Annotated in this window: 18 protein-coding genes; 8 read left to right on the forward strand and 10 right to left on the reverse strand. The window is 69.3% G+C overall.

Annotated features, from left to right (window positions below):
* The first annotated feature begins 269 nt into the window (after nt 1-269).
* Nucleotides 270-938, forward strand: coding sequence for a VanZ family protein (locus tag ABD260_RS12815; RefSeq protein ID WP_344233673.1), 669 nt, complete (start codon nt 270-272; stop codon nt 936-938).
* A gap of 62 nt (nt 939-1,000) precedes the next feature.
* Here ABD260_RS12815 and ABD260_RS12820 read toward each other — a convergent pair whose 3' ends face one another.
* Nucleotides 1,001-1,606: a pentapeptide repeat-containing protein gene (locus tag ABD260_RS12820; protein ID WP_344233674.1), complete on the reverse strand. Its 606-nt coding sequence runs from the start codon at nt 1,604-1,606 to the stop codon at nt 1,001-1,003.
* 124 nt (nt 1,607-1,730) lie between these two features.
* Here ABD260_RS12820 and ABD260_RS12825 point away from each other — a divergent pair, with 124 nt between their 5' ends.
* Nucleotides 1,731-2,621: an NAD-dependent epimerase/dehydratase family protein gene (locus tag ABD260_RS12825; RefSeq protein WP_344233675.1), complete on the forward strand. Its 891-nt coding sequence runs from the start codon at nt 1,731-1,733 to the stop codon at nt 2,619-2,621.
* A 69-nt stretch (nt 2,622-2,690) separates the two neighbouring features.
* Nucleotides 2,691-3,443, forward strand: coding sequence for a protein phosphatase 2C domain-containing protein (locus ABD260_RS12830; protein WP_344233676.1), 753 nt, complete (start codon nt 2,691-2,693; stop codon nt 3,441-3,443).
* On the opposite strand, the gene ABD260_RS12835 is transcribed toward ABD260_RS12830, so the two are convergent.
* The 3 genes from ABD260_RS12835 to ABD260_RS12845 all read right to left on the reverse strand — a co-directional run bounded on the left by ABD260_RS12835 (nt 3,431) and on the right by ABD260_RS12845 (nt 6,595).
* Entirely contained in the window at nt 3,431-4,363 is a 933-nt protein-coding gene (locus tag ABD260_RS12835; RefSeq protein ID WP_344233677.1) for a DUF4328 domain-containing protein, read from the reverse strand. The genes ABD260_RS12830 and ABD260_RS12835 overlap by 13 nt on opposite strands.
* A gap of 73 nt (nt 4,364-4,436) precedes the next feature.
* Nucleotides 4,437-5,960 (reverse strand): glycerol-3-phosphate dehydrogenase/oxidase, encoded by a 1,524-nt coding sequence (locus ABD260_RS12840; RefSeq protein WP_344233678.1) that lies wholly within the window; start codon nt 5,958-5,960, stop codon nt 4,437-4,439.
* Nucleotides 5,957-6,595 carry a TetR/AcrR family transcriptional regulator gene (locus ABD260_RS12845; protein WP_344233679.1) on the reverse strand — a complete coding sequence of 213 codons (639 nt, stop codon included), beginning with the start codon at nt 6,593-6,595 and terminating at the stop codon, nt 5,957-5,959. The genes ABD260_RS12840 and ABD260_RS12845 overlap by 4 nt, the downstream gene beginning before the upstream one ends.
* A gap of 119 nt (nt 6,596-6,714) precedes the next feature.
* Between ABD260_RS12845 and ABD260_RS12850 the strand changes: the two genes are divergently transcribed.
* Genes ABD260_RS12850 through ABD260_RS12860 form a run of 3 tightly spaced genes read left to right on the forward strand, consistent with a single transcriptional unit; the run spans nt 6,715 to nt 10,061 of the window.
* Complete coding sequence (locus ABD260_RS12850; protein WP_344233680.1) at nt 6,715-8,292, forward strand: FAD-binding oxidoreductase; 1,578 nt, start codon at nt 6,715-6,717, stop codon at nt 8,290-8,292.
* 48 nt (nt 8,293-8,340) lie between these two features.
* Nucleotides 8,341-9,060 (forward strand): SDR family NAD(P)-dependent oxidoreductase, encoded by a 720-nt coding sequence (locus tag ABD260_RS12855; RefSeq protein ID WP_344233681.1) that lies wholly within the window; start codon nt 8,341-8,343, stop codon nt 9,058-9,060.
* Entirely contained in the window at nt 9,057-10,061 is a 1,005-nt protein-coding gene (locus tag ABD260_RS12860) for an S-adenosylmethionine:tRNA ribosyltransferase-isomerase (protein WP_344233682.1), read from the forward strand. The genes ABD260_RS12855 and ABD260_RS12860 overlap by 4 nt, the downstream gene beginning before the upstream one ends.
* Here ABD260_RS12860 and ABD260_RS12865 read toward each other — a convergent pair.
* Nucleotides 10,048-10,908 carry an SDR family NAD(P)-dependent oxidoreductase gene (locus tag ABD260_RS12865; RefSeq protein WP_344233683.1) on the reverse strand — a complete coding sequence of 287 codons (861 nt, stop codon included), beginning with the start codon at nt 10,906-10,908 and terminating at the stop codon, nt 10,048-10,050. The two genes, ABD260_RS12860 and ABD260_RS12865, sit on opposite strands and share 14 nt — an antisense overlap.
* Nucleotides 10,909-10,981: 73 nt before the next feature.
* Here ABD260_RS12865 and ABD260_RS12870 point away from each other — a divergent pair, with 73 nt between their 5' ends.
* Entirely contained in the window at nt 10,982-11,539 is a 558-nt protein-coding gene (locus ABD260_RS12870; protein ID WP_344233684.1) for a TetR/AcrR family transcriptional regulator, read from the forward strand.
* Nucleotides 11,540-11,551: 12 nt separating this feature from the next.
* Here the strand turns inward: ABD260_RS12870 and ABD260_RS12875 are convergent, their stop codons facing one another.
* From ABD260_RS12875 to ABD260_RS12885, 3 genes are all read right to left on the reverse strand, one after another.
* Nucleotides 11,552-11,716 (reverse strand): hypothetical protein, encoded by a 165-nt coding sequence (locus ABD260_RS12875; RefSeq protein WP_344233685.1) that lies wholly within the window; start codon nt 11,714-11,716, stop codon nt 11,552-11,554.
* A gap of 106 nt (nt 11,717-11,822) precedes the next feature.
* The gene (locus tag ABD260_RS12880; protein WP_344233686.1) at nt 11,823-12,566 is read right to left on the reverse strand and encodes a rhomboid family intramembrane serine protease; all 744 of its coding nucleotides are present in this window, start codon (nt 12,564-12,566) and stop codon (nt 11,823-11,825) included.
* Nucleotides 12,567-12,621: 55 nt separating this feature from the next.
* Nucleotides 12,622-13,164, reverse strand: coding sequence for a peptidylprolyl isomerase (locus tag ABD260_RS12885; protein ID WP_425553336.1), 543 nt, complete (start codon nt 13,162-13,164; stop codon nt 12,622-12,624).
* A gap of 251 nt (nt 13,165-13,415) precedes the next feature.
* Here ABD260_RS12885 and ABD260_RS12890 point away from each other — a divergent pair, with 251 nt between their 5' ends.
* Nucleotides 13,416-14,279 carry a hypothetical protein gene (locus tag ABD260_RS12890; protein ID WP_344233687.1) on the forward strand — a complete coding sequence of 288 codons (864 nt, stop codon included), beginning with the start codon at nt 13,416-13,418 and terminating at the stop codon, nt 14,277-14,279.
* A gap of 78 nt (nt 14,280-14,357) precedes the next feature.
* Here ABD260_RS12890 and ABD260_RS12895 read toward each other — a convergent pair whose 3' ends face one another.
* Entirely contained in the window at nt 14,358-14,666 is a 309-nt protein-coding gene (locus ABD260_RS12895) for a hypothetical protein (RefSeq protein WP_344233688.1), read from the reverse strand.
* A 117-nt stretch (nt 14,667-14,783) separates the two neighbouring features.
* Entirely contained in the window at nt 14,784-15,257 is a 474-nt protein-coding gene (locus tag ABD260_RS12900) for a methylated-DNA--[protein]-cysteine S-methyltransferase (RefSeq protein ID WP_344233689.1), read from the reverse strand.
* Nucleotides 15,258-15,310 lie beyond the last annotated feature (53 nt).

A 15,310-nucleotide genomic window follows, 5' to 3' on the forward strand; every position in this document is an offset into this window, starting at 1 on the left:
CGACCCGGTCCGCCACATCGGCCGTCCGGGCCTGATCCGGCTCCACCGATCGGTTGATCGGAGCATCCCCCGGAACACATGATCGTTGCCCTGAGCACCTTCCTTCCGTGTCAGTTTGTACACGGAGTGTCACGGACTGTCACGAGCGGCTTGCGGCTGCGTGCAGATGTCCGGACAGCCCTGGCGGCGGTGGGAGCGGTCGGCAGATTGTCGTTCTGGAAGTCGAGAAGGGTTCGAGGCAGCCGTCGACCACGGGAGGGTCCGGACGCGTGCTCGAGACTTATCGCGGTATCCCACACCTACTGGACAGCTGGCTCGTGCTCACCGGCATGACGCTGCCGATCGCCATCTCGTCGGTGCGCCGGCCCGGCGACCTGATCCCCCGGCTGGCCGCGTTCTGCCTGCCGGCCACCTTCGTCCTGATCCTCGCCGCGACGCTCAGCCCGACCGGCCTGCACCTCGGCGTGGTCGGGCAGTGCGGCGCGCGGATGGCCGGCTCCGGCGGGCTGACCTCGATCCAGGCGCCGCTCAACGTACTGCTGTTCGTCCCGTTCACCGGGATGCTGACGCTGGCGGGCAGCCGCCGGGCCGAGGCGGTCGCGGCCGGGATCGGGCTGTCGGCGTCGATCGAGGCGATCCAGGCGCTGCTCCCGTCGCTGGGGCGGACCTGTCAGCTCCATGACGTGATGACGAACTCGCTCGGCGCCTTCTGCGGCGTCGGCCTCGCGGCTGGGGTGCAGACGATCGCCCACAGCCTGCTGGTCGTCGTCCGCGGGCGCCGGCTCGTCACGGCGCCGTCTGCGGTCGAGCACGCGGCACTGCTCGTCGTACGGTCCAGGCGACGCCCCGCCCGGCACCGGCGGGGCACTTTGGTGGCACCGAACCGCCGTAACGCCGCCGTGAGATATCACAGAACGAATACACAGTTATCCGGATAGTTATCCACAGGCTGTGGATAGGCCCGTGGATGACCGCCTGACTACCTGGGGATATCCACAGCTCACGGTCTGACGTCGAGTCCGAGCGAGGCGGCGACAACCATCGCTTGGGTAACGTCGATCCGGGCGTCCCGCAGCGTCACGGTCAGCGGATCGAGGGTGGACAGGTCGGAGCCGCGCAAGTCGGCGCCGGTGAAGTCGGCCCGCTGCAGGGTCGCGCCGGACAGGTCGAGATCGCGCAGCCCGGCCTTGGCCGCGCGGATGCCGGTCAGGTCCGCCTCGCGGAACTTCACCCCGGTGAACTCGGTGCCCTTCAGGTCCGCCCGCGGCAGCGCGGTGAAGGACCAGTCGCCGCCGGTCACCTTGAGCAGGTTGTAGCTGCAGTCGTCGAAGAAGCTGCCGACCAGCTTGCACCGGGTGAACGTCGTGTCGAACAGCGAGCAGCGGACGAACGTGCAGTTCACGAACGCGGCGTCGGTGTGGGTGGACGCGTTGAACTTGACCCCGCGGAAGGTGCATTCCTCGAACACGCCGCCCTGGTTCTGGATCTCGGTCAGGTCGGTGTCGACGAAAAGTACCCGCCGGTACGTCTGTCCGGACGGGTCCGCGTCGTCCCAGTCCCGGATCGTCGACTCGGTCGGCGCGGCCGTACGCCCTCGGTCAGCCATGGCACTCCCTCGCTCGGTGAGTCCCTACCCTGCCACCCGGCGCCGACACACCACCGAGACAGTTGTGATCGGCACGAGGGCGAACGGTAGGCCCACCGACAACTACGGACCGCACGATGGAGGAGTGACCGGAACTGAGCGGGTGATGGTGTTCGGAGCGGGCGGGTTCCTCGGCGCCCGGATCTGCGCGCTGCTCGCCGACCGCGGGATCGAGTACCGCGGCCTGAGCCGGACCCGGAGCGAGCCGCTCCGGCGCTGCGACCTGACCTCGATGCACCCGTACGCGCTGGACACCCAGATCGGGATGTACAAGCCGACCGTGATCGTGAACGCGGTCGGTGCCACCCTCGGTGAGCCGGCCGACCTGGTCGGAGCGAACGTGATCGCGGTCGCGGCGCTGCTCAACTCGGTCCGGGACAACGCCGGGCACGCCCGGTTCGTCCAGCTCGGGTCGGCGGCCGAATACGGCGGCGGGCAGCACGGCACCAGCCTGGACGAACAGGCTCCGCCCAGGCCGCTCGGGCCGTACGGGATCACCAAGCTGGCTGGGTCGGAGCTCGTGCTGCGGGCGCAGCGAGCCGGTTGGGACGCGGTCGTGCTCCGGATCTTCGACGTGATCGGGCCGGGTGCGCCGGAGAGCACGCTGACCGGCCGGGTGATCCGGGATCTGCGGTCGCGGCAGCTGATCGAGGTCGGGTCGCTGGATGTCTGGCGGGATTTCGTCGACGTGCGGGATGTCGCCGAGGCGGTGCTCGCGGTCGCGCTCGCGGACGGCAAGCTGCCGCCGGTGCTGAACGTCGGCACCGGCCGCGCGACGCTGGCCCGCGACGTCGCCGGTCAGCTGTTCGAACGGAGCGGTCAGCCGGCCCGGATCGTCGACGACACCGACCAGCAGACTGCACTGGGCGCGGCGTGGCAGCAGGCCGACATCACGCTGATCGGCGAAACCCTCGGCTGGTCGCCGAAAGTCGCTCTGGATCAGTCCCTCGCCGACAGCTGGTCGGAGCCGGTCTAGCCGCCTGGCCCGTGGCCCGGCCCGGTGCAGACCGGTTCGGTGGAGACTGGTCCAGGAGAGACTGGCCCGGTGGAGATTTGCTCGATCAGTCAGGCCGCGCCGGACCGGCGACCGCCCGCGGTGAACGAGGATCTGGTCCTGACCGGGCCGGATTTCGCCGTTGTCCTCGACGGAGCCACCGCTCCGGCCGGAGTCGAGTCCGGCTGCAAGCACTCGGTGGCCTGGCTCGTGATGCGACTGGCCGAACGCCTCGCCACACCGCTGCTCACCCACTCGTCCGCGTCGTTGCCCGAGATCCTCGCCGACGTGATTGCCGCGGTCCGGTCCGGCCACGCGGACACCTGCGATGTCGCCAACCCGGACAGCCCGTCGTCAACGGTCGCGATGGTGCGGTTGCATCCGGATCACGTCGAGCACTTGGTCCTGGCCGATTCGCCAATCGTCGTACGCTCGCCGGCCGGGCAGGTGACCGTACACAGTGACGACCGGATCGAGCAGTTGCCGGAACGGACGCTGGCCGCCGTACGCCGCTTGCGGAATCAGCCAGGTGGGTTCTGGGTCGCGAGCACCGAGCCCCAGGCGGCGTACGAGGCGGTGACTGGCAACACCGACCGCGCCGCCGTCGACGCGATCGCGCTCCTCACCGACGGCGCTTCGCGCTTCAGCGAACGGTACGGGCACAGCTGGGACGAGCTCCTCGACGTACTCGGCGCCGAGGGCCCGCGCCGATTGATCGAGCGCGTACGCGAGCACGACGCGGTGTCGACAGCGAAGGGGAAGCGGTACGACGACGCGAGCGTGGTCTTCCTTCAAGGCCCGTAGGACGGGAACCCAGGTCCGGGAGGCTGAGCCCGGGGCGCGTACCGCGGTGGTTCCGGCGGACGTGCCGGCCACTGCATCGGTGGTGGCGCGGTCGCCCGGCTGTGCTGCCACTGGGTGATCCGGAGCATCATCAACGCTGCCGCCACGCCGGCCACGATCAGCAGCACGGCCGCGACCGAGAACCCGATGTCGACCGCGAGCGCCACCCGCACCATGAAGTCCTGCATGTCGTAAATGTCGACATAGGGATTGTTCGGGTCGCTGTTGTCCGCCGCCTGCACCAAGCGGATGAACCACACGATGAAACTGATCGCCGCGAACGAGCCGCCACCGACCACGATCACCCAGAAACCGGTCCAGGTCGCCCACCAGCCCGACACCAGCAGCCGCATCCGCCCGGAGCGGCCGGCGCCAGGCTGCTCGGGCGGCTCGCTCGCGGTGGTGATGTCCTGGACGATCTGCAGCGGATACCAGAACTGGACGATCGGGCAGAACCACGACCCGACGATCCACCCGGCCGCGCGCCGGTGCGGTCCGCGGATCGGATCAGCGGGTACGGCCGGCCGTGGCGCGAACGGTGAGGACAGGAAGTCGGCGTTCTCGCGGGCCTGCCACAGCCAGATCATGAAGGCGATCCCGGTCCCGATCAGCAGGTAACTCACCAGGTTCAGGAACGGGCCGGCGCCCGCGATCGCCTCGACGTTGCTGTTGATCTCGTCCTCGGTGAGCAGCCCGTACACAAGGCGCTTCACCTCGTCGTACGACAACCACATCAGCACCGACTGGACCACCGCCGCGACCGCGGTCAGCCCCATCAGCACGATGCTGACGATCGCCACCGGCTTGAGCGGCCGGTACCGCGGTATCACCGGCAGCGGCTGGTACGGCCCCGGCTGGTGCGGCACCGGATAAGGCTGCATCACCGTTCCACCTCCCCGCCGCCAAACCTAACCCGAACGGGGGCCTGCGTGGTTCCGGTTGTCCACAACTGGTTCAGACCGCTGCGAACGCCTCGCGGACGGCGGGCAGCGCCAGCTCCCGGTCCGCGGCGGACAGCCCGATCCGCGTCCGCCGGTCCAGTACGTCGTCCTCGGTCAGCGCGCCTTCATGCCGAATCGCGAACCGCAGCTCGGCGTACGTCGTCCGCAGCCCAGGCGCAATCGGTTCCAGCAGCTCCGGCGGCCCGGCGATCACCTGCGGCGCCTCGATGCCGTACCGCTGTACGAACCGCGCCGGCGCCCGGACCGCGGCCAGCCGGACCCGGTCAGCCGCGCCGACGAGCGGAATCCGATGCGTCTGGCACTGCCGCCGCACCTCCACCGACGACTGGTCCAGCGCCGCGTCCAGCGCGTCCGCGGCCATCCGCCGGTACGTGGTGAGCTTCCCGCCGACGATCGTCACCACCCCGTCCGGACTGGGGATCACCGCGTGCCGCCGGGAAATGTCCGCGGTCCCGTGGTGATGACCGGTGTCGAGGAGCGGCCGCAACCCGGCGTACGTACCGAGCAGATCGGCCCGGGTGATCGGCTGCTGCACCGCCGCGCTGATCGTGTTCAGCAGGAAGTCGATCTCCGCGTCGGTCGCCCGCGGTACGTCGCTGACCGGGCCGGGCGCGTCCTCATCGGTGAGTCCGACGTACACGCGGTCGTCCGGCGCCGGAATCGCCATCACCACGCGGCGCAGCTCACCCGGGACGGGCACGGTGAGGACGGCGGACAGCCCGCCGAACACCGACTGCGGCAGCACCAGATGCGTCCCGCGGCTCGGCCGGAGTTTGATGCCGGCGGCAACTTGATCGGCCCAGATCCCGGTCGCGTTGATCACGATCCCCGCGTCCACGTCGCGTCGGTCGCCGGTCAGCTGGTCGACCAGGACCGCGCCGCGCCCGGTCACGTCGGTGGCCGCGACGTGGGTCAGGATGCGAGCACCGTACTGCGCCGCGGTCCGGGCGATCGCCACGACCAGGCGCGCATCGTCGTACAGCTGACCGTCCCAGGTCAGGAAGCCGCCGCGCATCCCCTCCGGGCGCAGCGTCGGCGCGTACCGCAGGATCTCCGCGGAGCTGACCCGGCGGGAGTGCGGGAGGTAGTCGTCGCTGGTCCGCGCGAACGTCCGCAGGATGTCCCCGCCGAGGAACGCGGACCGGAGCAACGCCGCCTGCGCGAACTTTGCCTGCGGCAACCACGGCGCGATCTGCGGGACCGGGTGGACGAGGTGCGGGGCGGTCGTCTTCATCAGGATGCCGCGCTCGACGGCGCTCTCGTACGCGATCCCGACGTGGCCGGAAGCCAGGTACCGCAGGCCGCCGTGGACGAGCTTCGAGCTCCACCGGCTGGTCCCGAAGGCCAGATCGTGCTTCTCTACCAGGGCGACGGTCAGGCCGCGCGCGGCCGCGTCCAGGGCGACGCCGGCGCCGGTGACGCCGCCACCGATCACCAGCACGTCCACCGTTTTCAGTGAGTCCAGCTCACGGGTACGGCGGACCGCGTTCAGACTCGCGTCGCCCACGGTCATCATGGCGTCAGGTACCTGGTGAGCATGATCCGCAGCTCCTCGTCCAGCTTGGTGTACTCGTCCTTCTCCGCCATCACCGGACCGGACACGGCCGAGGCCAGCGAGACCAGGATGATCTGCCGGGCCAGCCACACCGGATCGCCCGCCCGGATCGACTCGTCCGCCTGACCCTGGCGGATGCCCTCCTCGACCAGCGCCAGGTGCGCGACCGTGCTGCTGCCGCGGCGCTCCAGCAGATACGGCGTGAGGAACTCCGGGTCGAGCTCGATGATCTTCCGCATCAGCGGGTGCACGCGGGTCTTCGCGACCACCTCGACCACGCCCTCGACCAGCCGGGCCCGGCCGTCCACGGCGTCCGGCTGGAACGCCGACACCAGCGCGATCGTCCACTCCCGGGTCATCAGCGCGGCCACCACCGCCTGCACGTTCGGCCAGCGCCGGTACAGGGTGGCGCGGGACACCTCGGCGTGCCGGGCGATGTCGGCCATCGTCATCCGGCGCATCCCGATCGCGAGCAGCAACTCGTACGCCGCGTCCAGGATGCGCTCTTCGCCGATCGCGTTCGCCGGGGCCGGGCGGGGGGCGGGCTCCGGCTCCCCGGTGGTGCCGGGCTGGGTGGTGCTGTTACGCTGAGACATCACATGTCAGAGTGTATCAGCGACTCTGGTATCCCGGAACTGTCCGTGGAAGGTGGAGGCCAGGGGGTTCCACCTCCCACGGACGCTACCTCGCGACACCCCCGGAAGGGGAGGCAGAGATGACCGAATCCGACCTTCCGGTGGTGCAACTCACGCCCGGCCGCTGGGGCGACCCCGCACACCCGGTCGCCCTCCCGGCAGCCGCCGTCGACGCGCTCAAACATCTGGGCGTGCAGCGGCCCTCAACCGATGTGCGGACCAGTGAGGAGACCCAGGGTGCGCAGGACCGGCCCGGGTTGACCGAGGCGCAGGTCGGCTTCCTCGCTTCGGTCGTCGGGGCTGAGTACCTCGCGTCCGATCTGGAGTCCCGCTGGGCGCACACCCGCGGCTACTCGACCACCGACCTGCTCCGGTTCCGCGCCGGCGACACCTCCGGCATGCCCGACGCGGTCGTCTACCCGGCATCGCACGACGAGGTCGCCGCCCTGCTGGCCGGTTGCGCCGACCACGACCTCGCCCTCGTTCCGTACTCCGGTGGCACTTCGGTGGTCGGCGGGCTGGCGCCGTCGCGGCGGTTCGTGACCGTGGACCTGCGCCGGCTGGACCAGTTGGTCGAGCTGGACGAGATCTCCCGCACCGCGAGGCTTCAAGCCGGCGTCCGCGGTCCGGCGGCCGAGGCGATGCTGGCCGAGCGCGGGTACACGCTCGGCCACTTCCCGCAGTCCTACGAAGGCGCGTCGATCGGCGGGTACGCGGCGGCGCGTTCGAGCGGTCAGTCCTCGGCGGGGTACGGCCGCTTCGACCAGATGGTGGTCGGGCTGACGCTCGCCACGCCGCGCGGCACGGTCGAGCTCGGCCGCGCGCCGATGTCCGCCGCCGGGCCTGATCTGCGGCAGCTGGTGCTCGGGTCGGAAGGTGCGTTCGGGATCATCACGTCGGTGGTGGTCCGGATTCGCCCGCGCCCGGTTGAACGGCACTTCGAGGGCTGGCGGTTCGAGAGCTTCGACGCCGGGCTGACCGCTGTCCGGAGGCTCGCGCAGGACGGACCGCTGCCGACCGTGCTCCGGTTGTCCGACGAGGTCGAGACGGCGGTGAACCTGGCGGATCCCGATGTACTCGGCGGTGGCGCAGGCGGCGTACTCGCGATCATCGGCTTCGACGGCCCGTACAACCGGGCGACCGCGGACGTACTGACCGCGGCCGGCGGTACGAACCTCGGCGAAGGCCCCGGTGAAACCTGGCGCATCGGCCGGTACCGCGCTCCGTACCTCCGCGATCCGCTTCTGGACGAGGGCGCGCTGGTCGAGACGCTCGAGACCGCGGCGTTCTGGTCCCGCATCCCCGCGTTGAAGACGGCCGTCACCGAAGCGATCGTCGGCGCCCTGAGCGCGACCCCACCGCTGGTGCTCTGCCACATTTCCCACGTGTACGAGACGGGCGCCTCGCTCTACTTCACCGTCATCTGCGCCCAGTCCGACGACCCGATCGCGCAATGGCGCTCGGCGAAATCAGCCGCGAACCAGGCCATCGCAACCGCCGGCGGCACCATCTCCCACCACCACGGCATCGGCACCGACCACCGCGACGCCTACGTCACCGAAATCGGCCCCTTGGCCGTCGAAGCCCTCCAAGCAGTCAAAACCACCCTCGACCCCGACAACATCCTGAACCCCGGCATCCTGCTTCCCGAACGCTGACACCAGGACCCTTGACTTCAAGTTTGGTTGAGGTACGAACGTTGCCGCATGAGTCCTGAACTGTCTGACCGTCCTGTTGCTCTTGTCACCGGTGCTTCCGCTGGGCTTGGTCTTGCGCTTGCGCATGGGCTGGCCGATCGGGGCTGGGCGTTGGTGATCGACGCCCGCGGTGCCGAGGCCCTGAAAGCTGCCGCCGACGCGCTGGCGGACCGTACCGACGTCGTGCCGCTGGCCGGTGACGTGACCGACCCGGATCACCGCGCCGACCTGGTGGACGTGATCACCGAGCTCGGCCGGCTCGACCTGATCGTGAACAACGCCAGCTACCTCGGTCCGAGCCCGTTGCAGCCCCTCGGCACCGCTGACCTCGACGAACTACGCCGTGTGTACGAGGTCGACGTACTTGCACCGATCGCACTCACCCAAGCACTGCTCCCCGCCCTGACCGCGGCATCCGGCGTCGTGATCAACATCAGCTCCGACGCGGCAGTGGAGGCGTACGAGACCTGGGGTGGTTACGGCTCCGCCAAGGCCGCACTCGATCACGTGACCCGAGTACTGGCCGCCGAGCATCCCGCACTGGCTGTGTACGCAGTCGATCCGGGTGATTTGCGGACAGCAATGCACCAGGCCGCCTTCCCTGGTGAGGACATCTCCGACCGGCCGGAGCCCGCGACCGTAGTACACGCGTTCCTGCAGTTGCTGGACAGCCGCCCGGAGAGCGGTCGGTACCGGGCGGCCGAGTTCACGCCGGCGGTGACGTCGTGAAAGTGCATCCACACACCAGATTCGTACTGCCGGATGCACTGAGCGCCGGAGAACCGCCGGAAGCCCGTGGGCTGTCGCGGGATCAGGTCAAGCTGCTGGTCGCGGAGGGGTCGACCGTCACGCACACCCGCTTCGATCGGCTGGGTGATCACCTGCGCGCCGGTGACCTGTTGCTGGTGAATACGTCGGGCACACTGGCCGCCGCGGTGGACGGACCGTCGTACACGGTGCACTTCTCCACAGCACTTGACGACGGCACCTGGGTAGTCGAACTACGCGACGACGACGCACCGATGCTGCGGGGCGTGGTCGGAGACCAAGTGCCTTTGCCTGAAGGCGTACTGACACTGCTGGCCCCGTACTCACCTGGCAACCGTTTGTGGATCGCCCGACCGCCGGTGGCTGACGTACTCGGTTACCTCCAGCGGTACGGCCGCCCGATCACGTACAACTATGTCGGCAAGCGCTGGCCGCTGGCGTCGTACCAAACCGTCTTTGCCCGCGAGCCCGGTAGTGCGGAGATGCCAAGCGCTGCACGTCCTTTCAGCTTCGAGCTGGTGAGTCAGCTGGCGGCACAGGGCGTACTGATCGCGCCCATCACCTTGCATTGCGGTGTTTCCTCGCTGGAAAGTCATGAGACGCCACAACCCGAGCGGTACGACGTACCTGTACACACTGCTCGTTTGGTGAACTGGGTGAAGGCCAACGGCGGCAGGGTGATCGCAGTGGGCACCACCGCCGTACGCGCGATCGAATCGGCTGTCGCACCGGACGGCTCTGTCTCGCCATCACATGGCTGGACCGACCTGGTACTCCGCCCGGAGAACCCACCGCAGGTCGTGGACGGCCTGATCACCGGCTGGCATGCGCCGGAGGCGTCCCACCTTCTTCTCCTCGAGTCAGTCGCCGGCACCGACCTAGTGCAACGCGCGTACAACGCCGCGCTGAACGAGCACTACCTCTGGCACGAGTTCGGCGACAGCTGCCTCATGCTGCGCTGACCACCTGGTTGCACAACTCCCAAACGGCGGAGCGATTGCGGTCGTCCAGGACCGCAGCCGGCCAGGCTGCCTCGGCGGCATTGGTGTCGAAGTACTTGCCCGTGACACCTTCCAGCTCCGGAGCCGACGCGAGGTGGATGCTCGACCGCGCCGCCTTCGCGGTGTACTTGAAGAGCAGTGGACCAAGCACCTGGATCACCGGGATCAGCGGCCGAAACGCCCAGGGCGCAGCGCGCATCGGCAGTGCCCGACTGCCCGGCGTGGACGCATGGCCGGGGTACGCGACGTTGACGGTGATGCCCTCCGTGGTCCGGGCGAACTCGTAGCTCATCGCCATCAGCGCCGTCTTGCAGTGGTTGTACTGACTGAACGTCCAGCCGAGAAAACGACGCTCTGCCTGCAGATTGCCCGGGTCGATCGGCCCGTCCGGGATGCCGCCGGTCAGGTTGACGACCCGGCCCGAGGCGGCCCGGAGCTCGGGCAGCAACAAGGTGGTCAGCAGGTACGGCGTGAGCACGTTTGCCGCGAAGGTGAGTTCGACGCCTTCCACGGTCAGCTGACGGCGCGGTGGTACGTAGCCGAAGTTGTTCACCAGCACGTCCAGCGTTTCGTGGCGCTGGGCAACCAGCTCGGCGAGCTCCCGGACTCCGTCCTGCCGGGTCAGGTCCGCGGTGATCGACTCCGCCGTGCCGGTGCCCTGCTGCCGCAGCAGCTCAGCCGCCGCGGCAGCCCGCCTGGCGTCGCGGCCGACCAGGATCACGCGCGCGCCCTGGGCGGCGAGCCCGCGGGCGGTTTCCCAGCCGATCCCGCCGGTGCTTCCGGTGATCAGCACGGTCCGGTTTCGCATCTTGCCTCCTGATGTCATAACTGGCACTTAGTGCCAGAATAGACATGGAGGCGCAATGAGTACACTCGGGGGCATGACAGGACTCCGGGCCCGCACCCGGGATGCGGTCCGCGGGCAGCTGGCCGACGTAGCGATCGGGCTGTTCCTCGAGCGCGGCTACGACGCGACCACGGTGGACGACATCGCGGCGGCGGCCGGGGTGTCCAGGCGGAGCTTCTTCCGGTACTTCGGGACGAAGGACGACGTCGTGTTCCACCAGGCCGACGAAGCGGCCGAGCGGATCGCCGGTGCGCTCGCGACCGCGACCGGCAGCGACTGGGACTGCCTGCGTCAGGTGCTGACCGCGTGGCAGGACGAGATCTACGCGTCCGGGCCGGTGCTCGAGCTGGTCGAGTCGTCGCCGGCGCTGCGGGCGCGGATGGTGGAGAAGCGCGACGAGCTACGCCGCCTGGTCAGCGCGGCGTTGCTGGCTCGACCGGGCGCCGAGCTGGACGCGTACACAGCGGATCTGCTGACCGCGGCGGCCGGTGCCGTACTGGATGCGGCCGCCCAGGAATGGCTGCGCAACGGCGGCGACCGGACGGCCTTGATCGCTCGCGGATTCGACCAACTGGCTCCGCGCGGCCGCTGAACTCCGGAGAGCTCAGGAGGCCTTGGCCGGGGGTGGCTTCTGCCGGGAGATCCGGTTGACCGAGTGGTCGGCGGCCGCGAGCACGGTGATCGCGCTCGGGGTCTCCGGGGCCGGCGGGCGGATCGCGTGCTGTTCGTTGCCGGGCCGGGCCCGTTTGTCCACTGCGCGTGGGCTCATCTGGATGTCCTAACCAAGTCGGTCCCCCGTCGGGACGTCACCTGATTAGACGAGTACCCGCGCCGGGTTGTCACCGGGTTTTATCCAACTGAGCGGGAATTGTGGCCTAGGCCTTTTGTTTGTCGCGGCGGTTGTGCTTGGCCAGCTGGAGGTAGATCCAGGCGATCGCGGCGCCGACGACGAAGCCGCCGAGGTGGCCTTCCCAGGACACGTTCGGGATCACGAAGGACAGGAACGCGGTGACGCCGACGTACATGATGATCCAGGTGATGTCCTGGCCGCGGGCGCGGTGGATCACCAGCAGCGCGCCGACCAGGCCGAGCACCGCGCCGGACGCGCCAAGGGTCGCACCGCCGGGACTGGACAGGATCCAGACCGCGATGCTGCCGCCGAGCGCGGACAGCAGGTAGAGGACCGTGAACCGGAGCCGGCCGAGCATCTGCTCCAGCGGCGGACCGAGCTGCCAGAGCATGAACAGGTTCGAGAAGATGTGGAAGATCTGCAGGTGCGTGAACGCGGACGTGAGCAACCGCCACGGCTCATGCTCGGCGAGCACCGGGACCATCACCAGATCGTTCACGACCTGGGGGCTGCCGGTGCGGACCGCGATGAACACCAGCACGTTGAGCGCCAGCAGCGCGTACGTCACCACCGGCTGGTTGCCGCGCTGGATTCCGCCGAGCGAGGTCCGGGTCCGGGGCACCGAGCGGACGCCCTCGGTGAAACAGCTCGGGCACTGGAAGCCGACGGCGGCGCTGTTCATGCAGGACGGGCAGATCGGCCGGTCGCAGCGCTGGCAGCGCACCCCGGCGGGCCGATCCGGGTGCCGGTAGCAGACGGTGTCGGTCACGCGGGTGCGTTCCTCCCCTGGGAGAGCGGGGCCGGAGGCCGGCCCCGCCGAGAGCTCAGGCGTTCTTGCGCTCGATGACTACCTTGTTGATGACGATCGGCTCGAGCGGCCGGTCGCCGGGCGCGGTCTTGCTGGTGGCGATCGCGTCCACGACCTTCTTCGAGTCGTCGTCGGCGACCTCACCGAAGATGGTGTGCTTGCGGTTCAGGTGCGAGGTCGGTACGACCGTGACGAAGAACTGCGAGCCGTTGGTGCCGTGACCGTACTGGATGCCGGCGTTCGCCATCGCCAGCAGGTACGGGCGGTCGAACTGCAGCTCCGGGTGGATCTCGTCGTCGAACTGGTACCCGGGCGTGCCGGTCCCGGTGCCGAGCGGGCAGCCGCCCTGGATCATGAAGCCGTCGATCACCCGGTGGAAGGTCAGGCCGTCGTAGAACGGCCTGGTGGTGGGCTGACCGGTCTCCGGGTCGGTCCACTCCTTGCTGCCCTCGGCCAGGCCGACGAAGTTGTCGACCGTCTTCGGCGCCTGGTTGGGGAACAACTTGATGACGACGTCACCCTTGTTCGTCTGCAGGGTCGCGTACAGCTCTTCGGCCACGGGAGTCACTCCTAGTCGGAAAATGCGGCTTACATGCTCGATCCTGTCATGCGGCTCCAAGAACCGTGGCATCGGCGGGCAGGTGCGGGACAGGTGTGGGATCCGTCCGGTGGGGGCACGGGGTTATCGACTCGTGACGTCGTACGATGCAGATGCAGCCGGATTTGTCCAGAGCAGTGACCAGAACGAGCCCATGTCGCCGATGGGCGGGAGAGCTGTCCGCCGGGGCGGGTGGCACCGAGGAGGGAACCGTGGGTTTGAGGAAGTCCAAGGGCCGGGTCGAGACCGCGAAGGGTCGGGTCCGGCCGCTTGCCGAGTCGGCGTCGGAGAAACTCGGACCGGCCGTCGGCCAGGTCCGGGAGCACCTCGCGCCGGCCGTGGGCACCGCACGGGAGAAGGTGTCGCCGTACGCCGAGAAGGCCGTCGAGCGGGGCGCGCACCTCGCCCACCAGGCGGTGGGGAAGGCCGGACCGGCGCTCGACGACGCGCTGGCTAAGGTCGGACCGGCCACCGAGCACGCGGCCGAGAAGGCCCGCGAGCGGCTGAACGACGACGTGCTGCCGAAGGTCACCGCGGCGCTGGCGACCCTCGCGGCCGCCGCCGAGCCGGTGGTCGAGGAGACCAGCCGCCGGGGCAAGGCCACCAAGGCCGCGCTCAAGGGTGAGCTGGAGGTGCCGAAGAAGAGCCACAAGCTCCGCAACGTGGTGCTGTTCCTGGGCCTCGGCGCGCTGGCCGCGGCCGCGGTGAAGAAGCTGCTCACCCCGCCGGAGCCGGCCTGGCAGTCGACGCCGACGAGTGGGCGGGACTACAGCTCCGCGCCGGCCTCGTCGACCCGGCCCGCCGACAGCACCGCTTCGTCGAACGGGACCACCACCCCGTCCGCCAACGGCAAGAGCGACGCCAAGCCGTCCGACGCGCCGAAGGCCCAGAGCTCGAATGACCAGAGCTCGAGTGACCAGAGCTCGAAGCCGGAGGCCCCGAAGGCCGACGCGCCCAAGGCCGAGGCCAAGCAGGACAGCGTGGCGGACGCCAAGGCGGCCTCGAACGGTGCCGCGAAGAAGACCACCACCAGGAAGCCGGCGAGCTCGGGCGAGTCCAAGCCCACCGATTCCTGATCTCACCGCAACGGCGAAGGTCCCGGACCCACAGTGGGTTCCGGGACCTTCGTCTGTCTCTGCTCTGAGCTGGTTGATCTAGTTCGCTTCCGGGTGGCCGGGCTTGGTGAGCTGGTAGCGGCCGGCGGACAGCAGCTGGGTGGCGTACCGGTGGGTGATGCACGGGTAGCTGCCGCCACAGCTCAGGCAGACGGCGTCGTTGCGGTGCAGCCACGGGACGACCTTGAACCGCTTGGTCCAGGTCATCGGCTCCCGGTCCGGTGCGTGCGTCCGGAGCGCGGCGCGGGCAGCGCTCTGGATCTCGGGGGCCGACCACTCGTCCGCGCTCTTGTTCATCAGGGCGCTCAGATCGGGGTCGTGGTGGTCAGAGGTGCTGGCATTGTTCATTTGTATGTCTTCCGGCAGGTGGGGAGGACGCTGAATCGCTCGCTTCAAACGGTAGTGCCCTGGTGACCCGCGGCGCGCCGGCGCATGCGCCGCCGAGTGTCAGATCTTCGTCAGGTCTCAGGTCCACAGCGTCTCGAGGCTGATCCGTGCCTCGAGCTCGAGCAGGTGCCGCTTGGTCGGGATGCCGCCGCCGAAGCCGACCATCTTGCCGCCGGCGCCGACCACCCGGTGGCAGGGCACCACGATCGCGATCGGGTTCCGGTTGCAGGCGGTCCCGACGGCGCGGGCGGCCCCGGCGTCGCCGACGATCTTCGCCACCTCGCCGTAGGTCTGCATCTCGCCGTACGGAATCCGGGTCAGCTGCTGCCAGACCGCGCGCTCGAAGGCCGATCCGGTACGGACCGACAGCGGCAGGGTGAACTCCTGCAGCTCGCCCGCGAAGTACGCCTTCAGCTGCTCGGCGGCGTCGGTCAGCAGCGGATCGGCCGCGAGCGCTTGCTCGGTGCCGCCGAAGTGCAGCCGGCAGAGCCCGGTCTCGTCGGCCGCGAGCGTGAGGTCACCGATCGGCGAGTCGACCACGGTCCAGCGCATATACCCATCCTGACCGGTCGCGCCGACAGTTTCTGGCGAAAATACGCCACGGA

The organism is Kribbella hippodromi, from assembly GCF_039531045.1.
Classification (GTDB): domain Bacteria; phylum Actinomycetota; class Actinomycetes; order Propionibacteriales; family Kribbellaceae; genus Kribbella; species Kribbella hippodromi.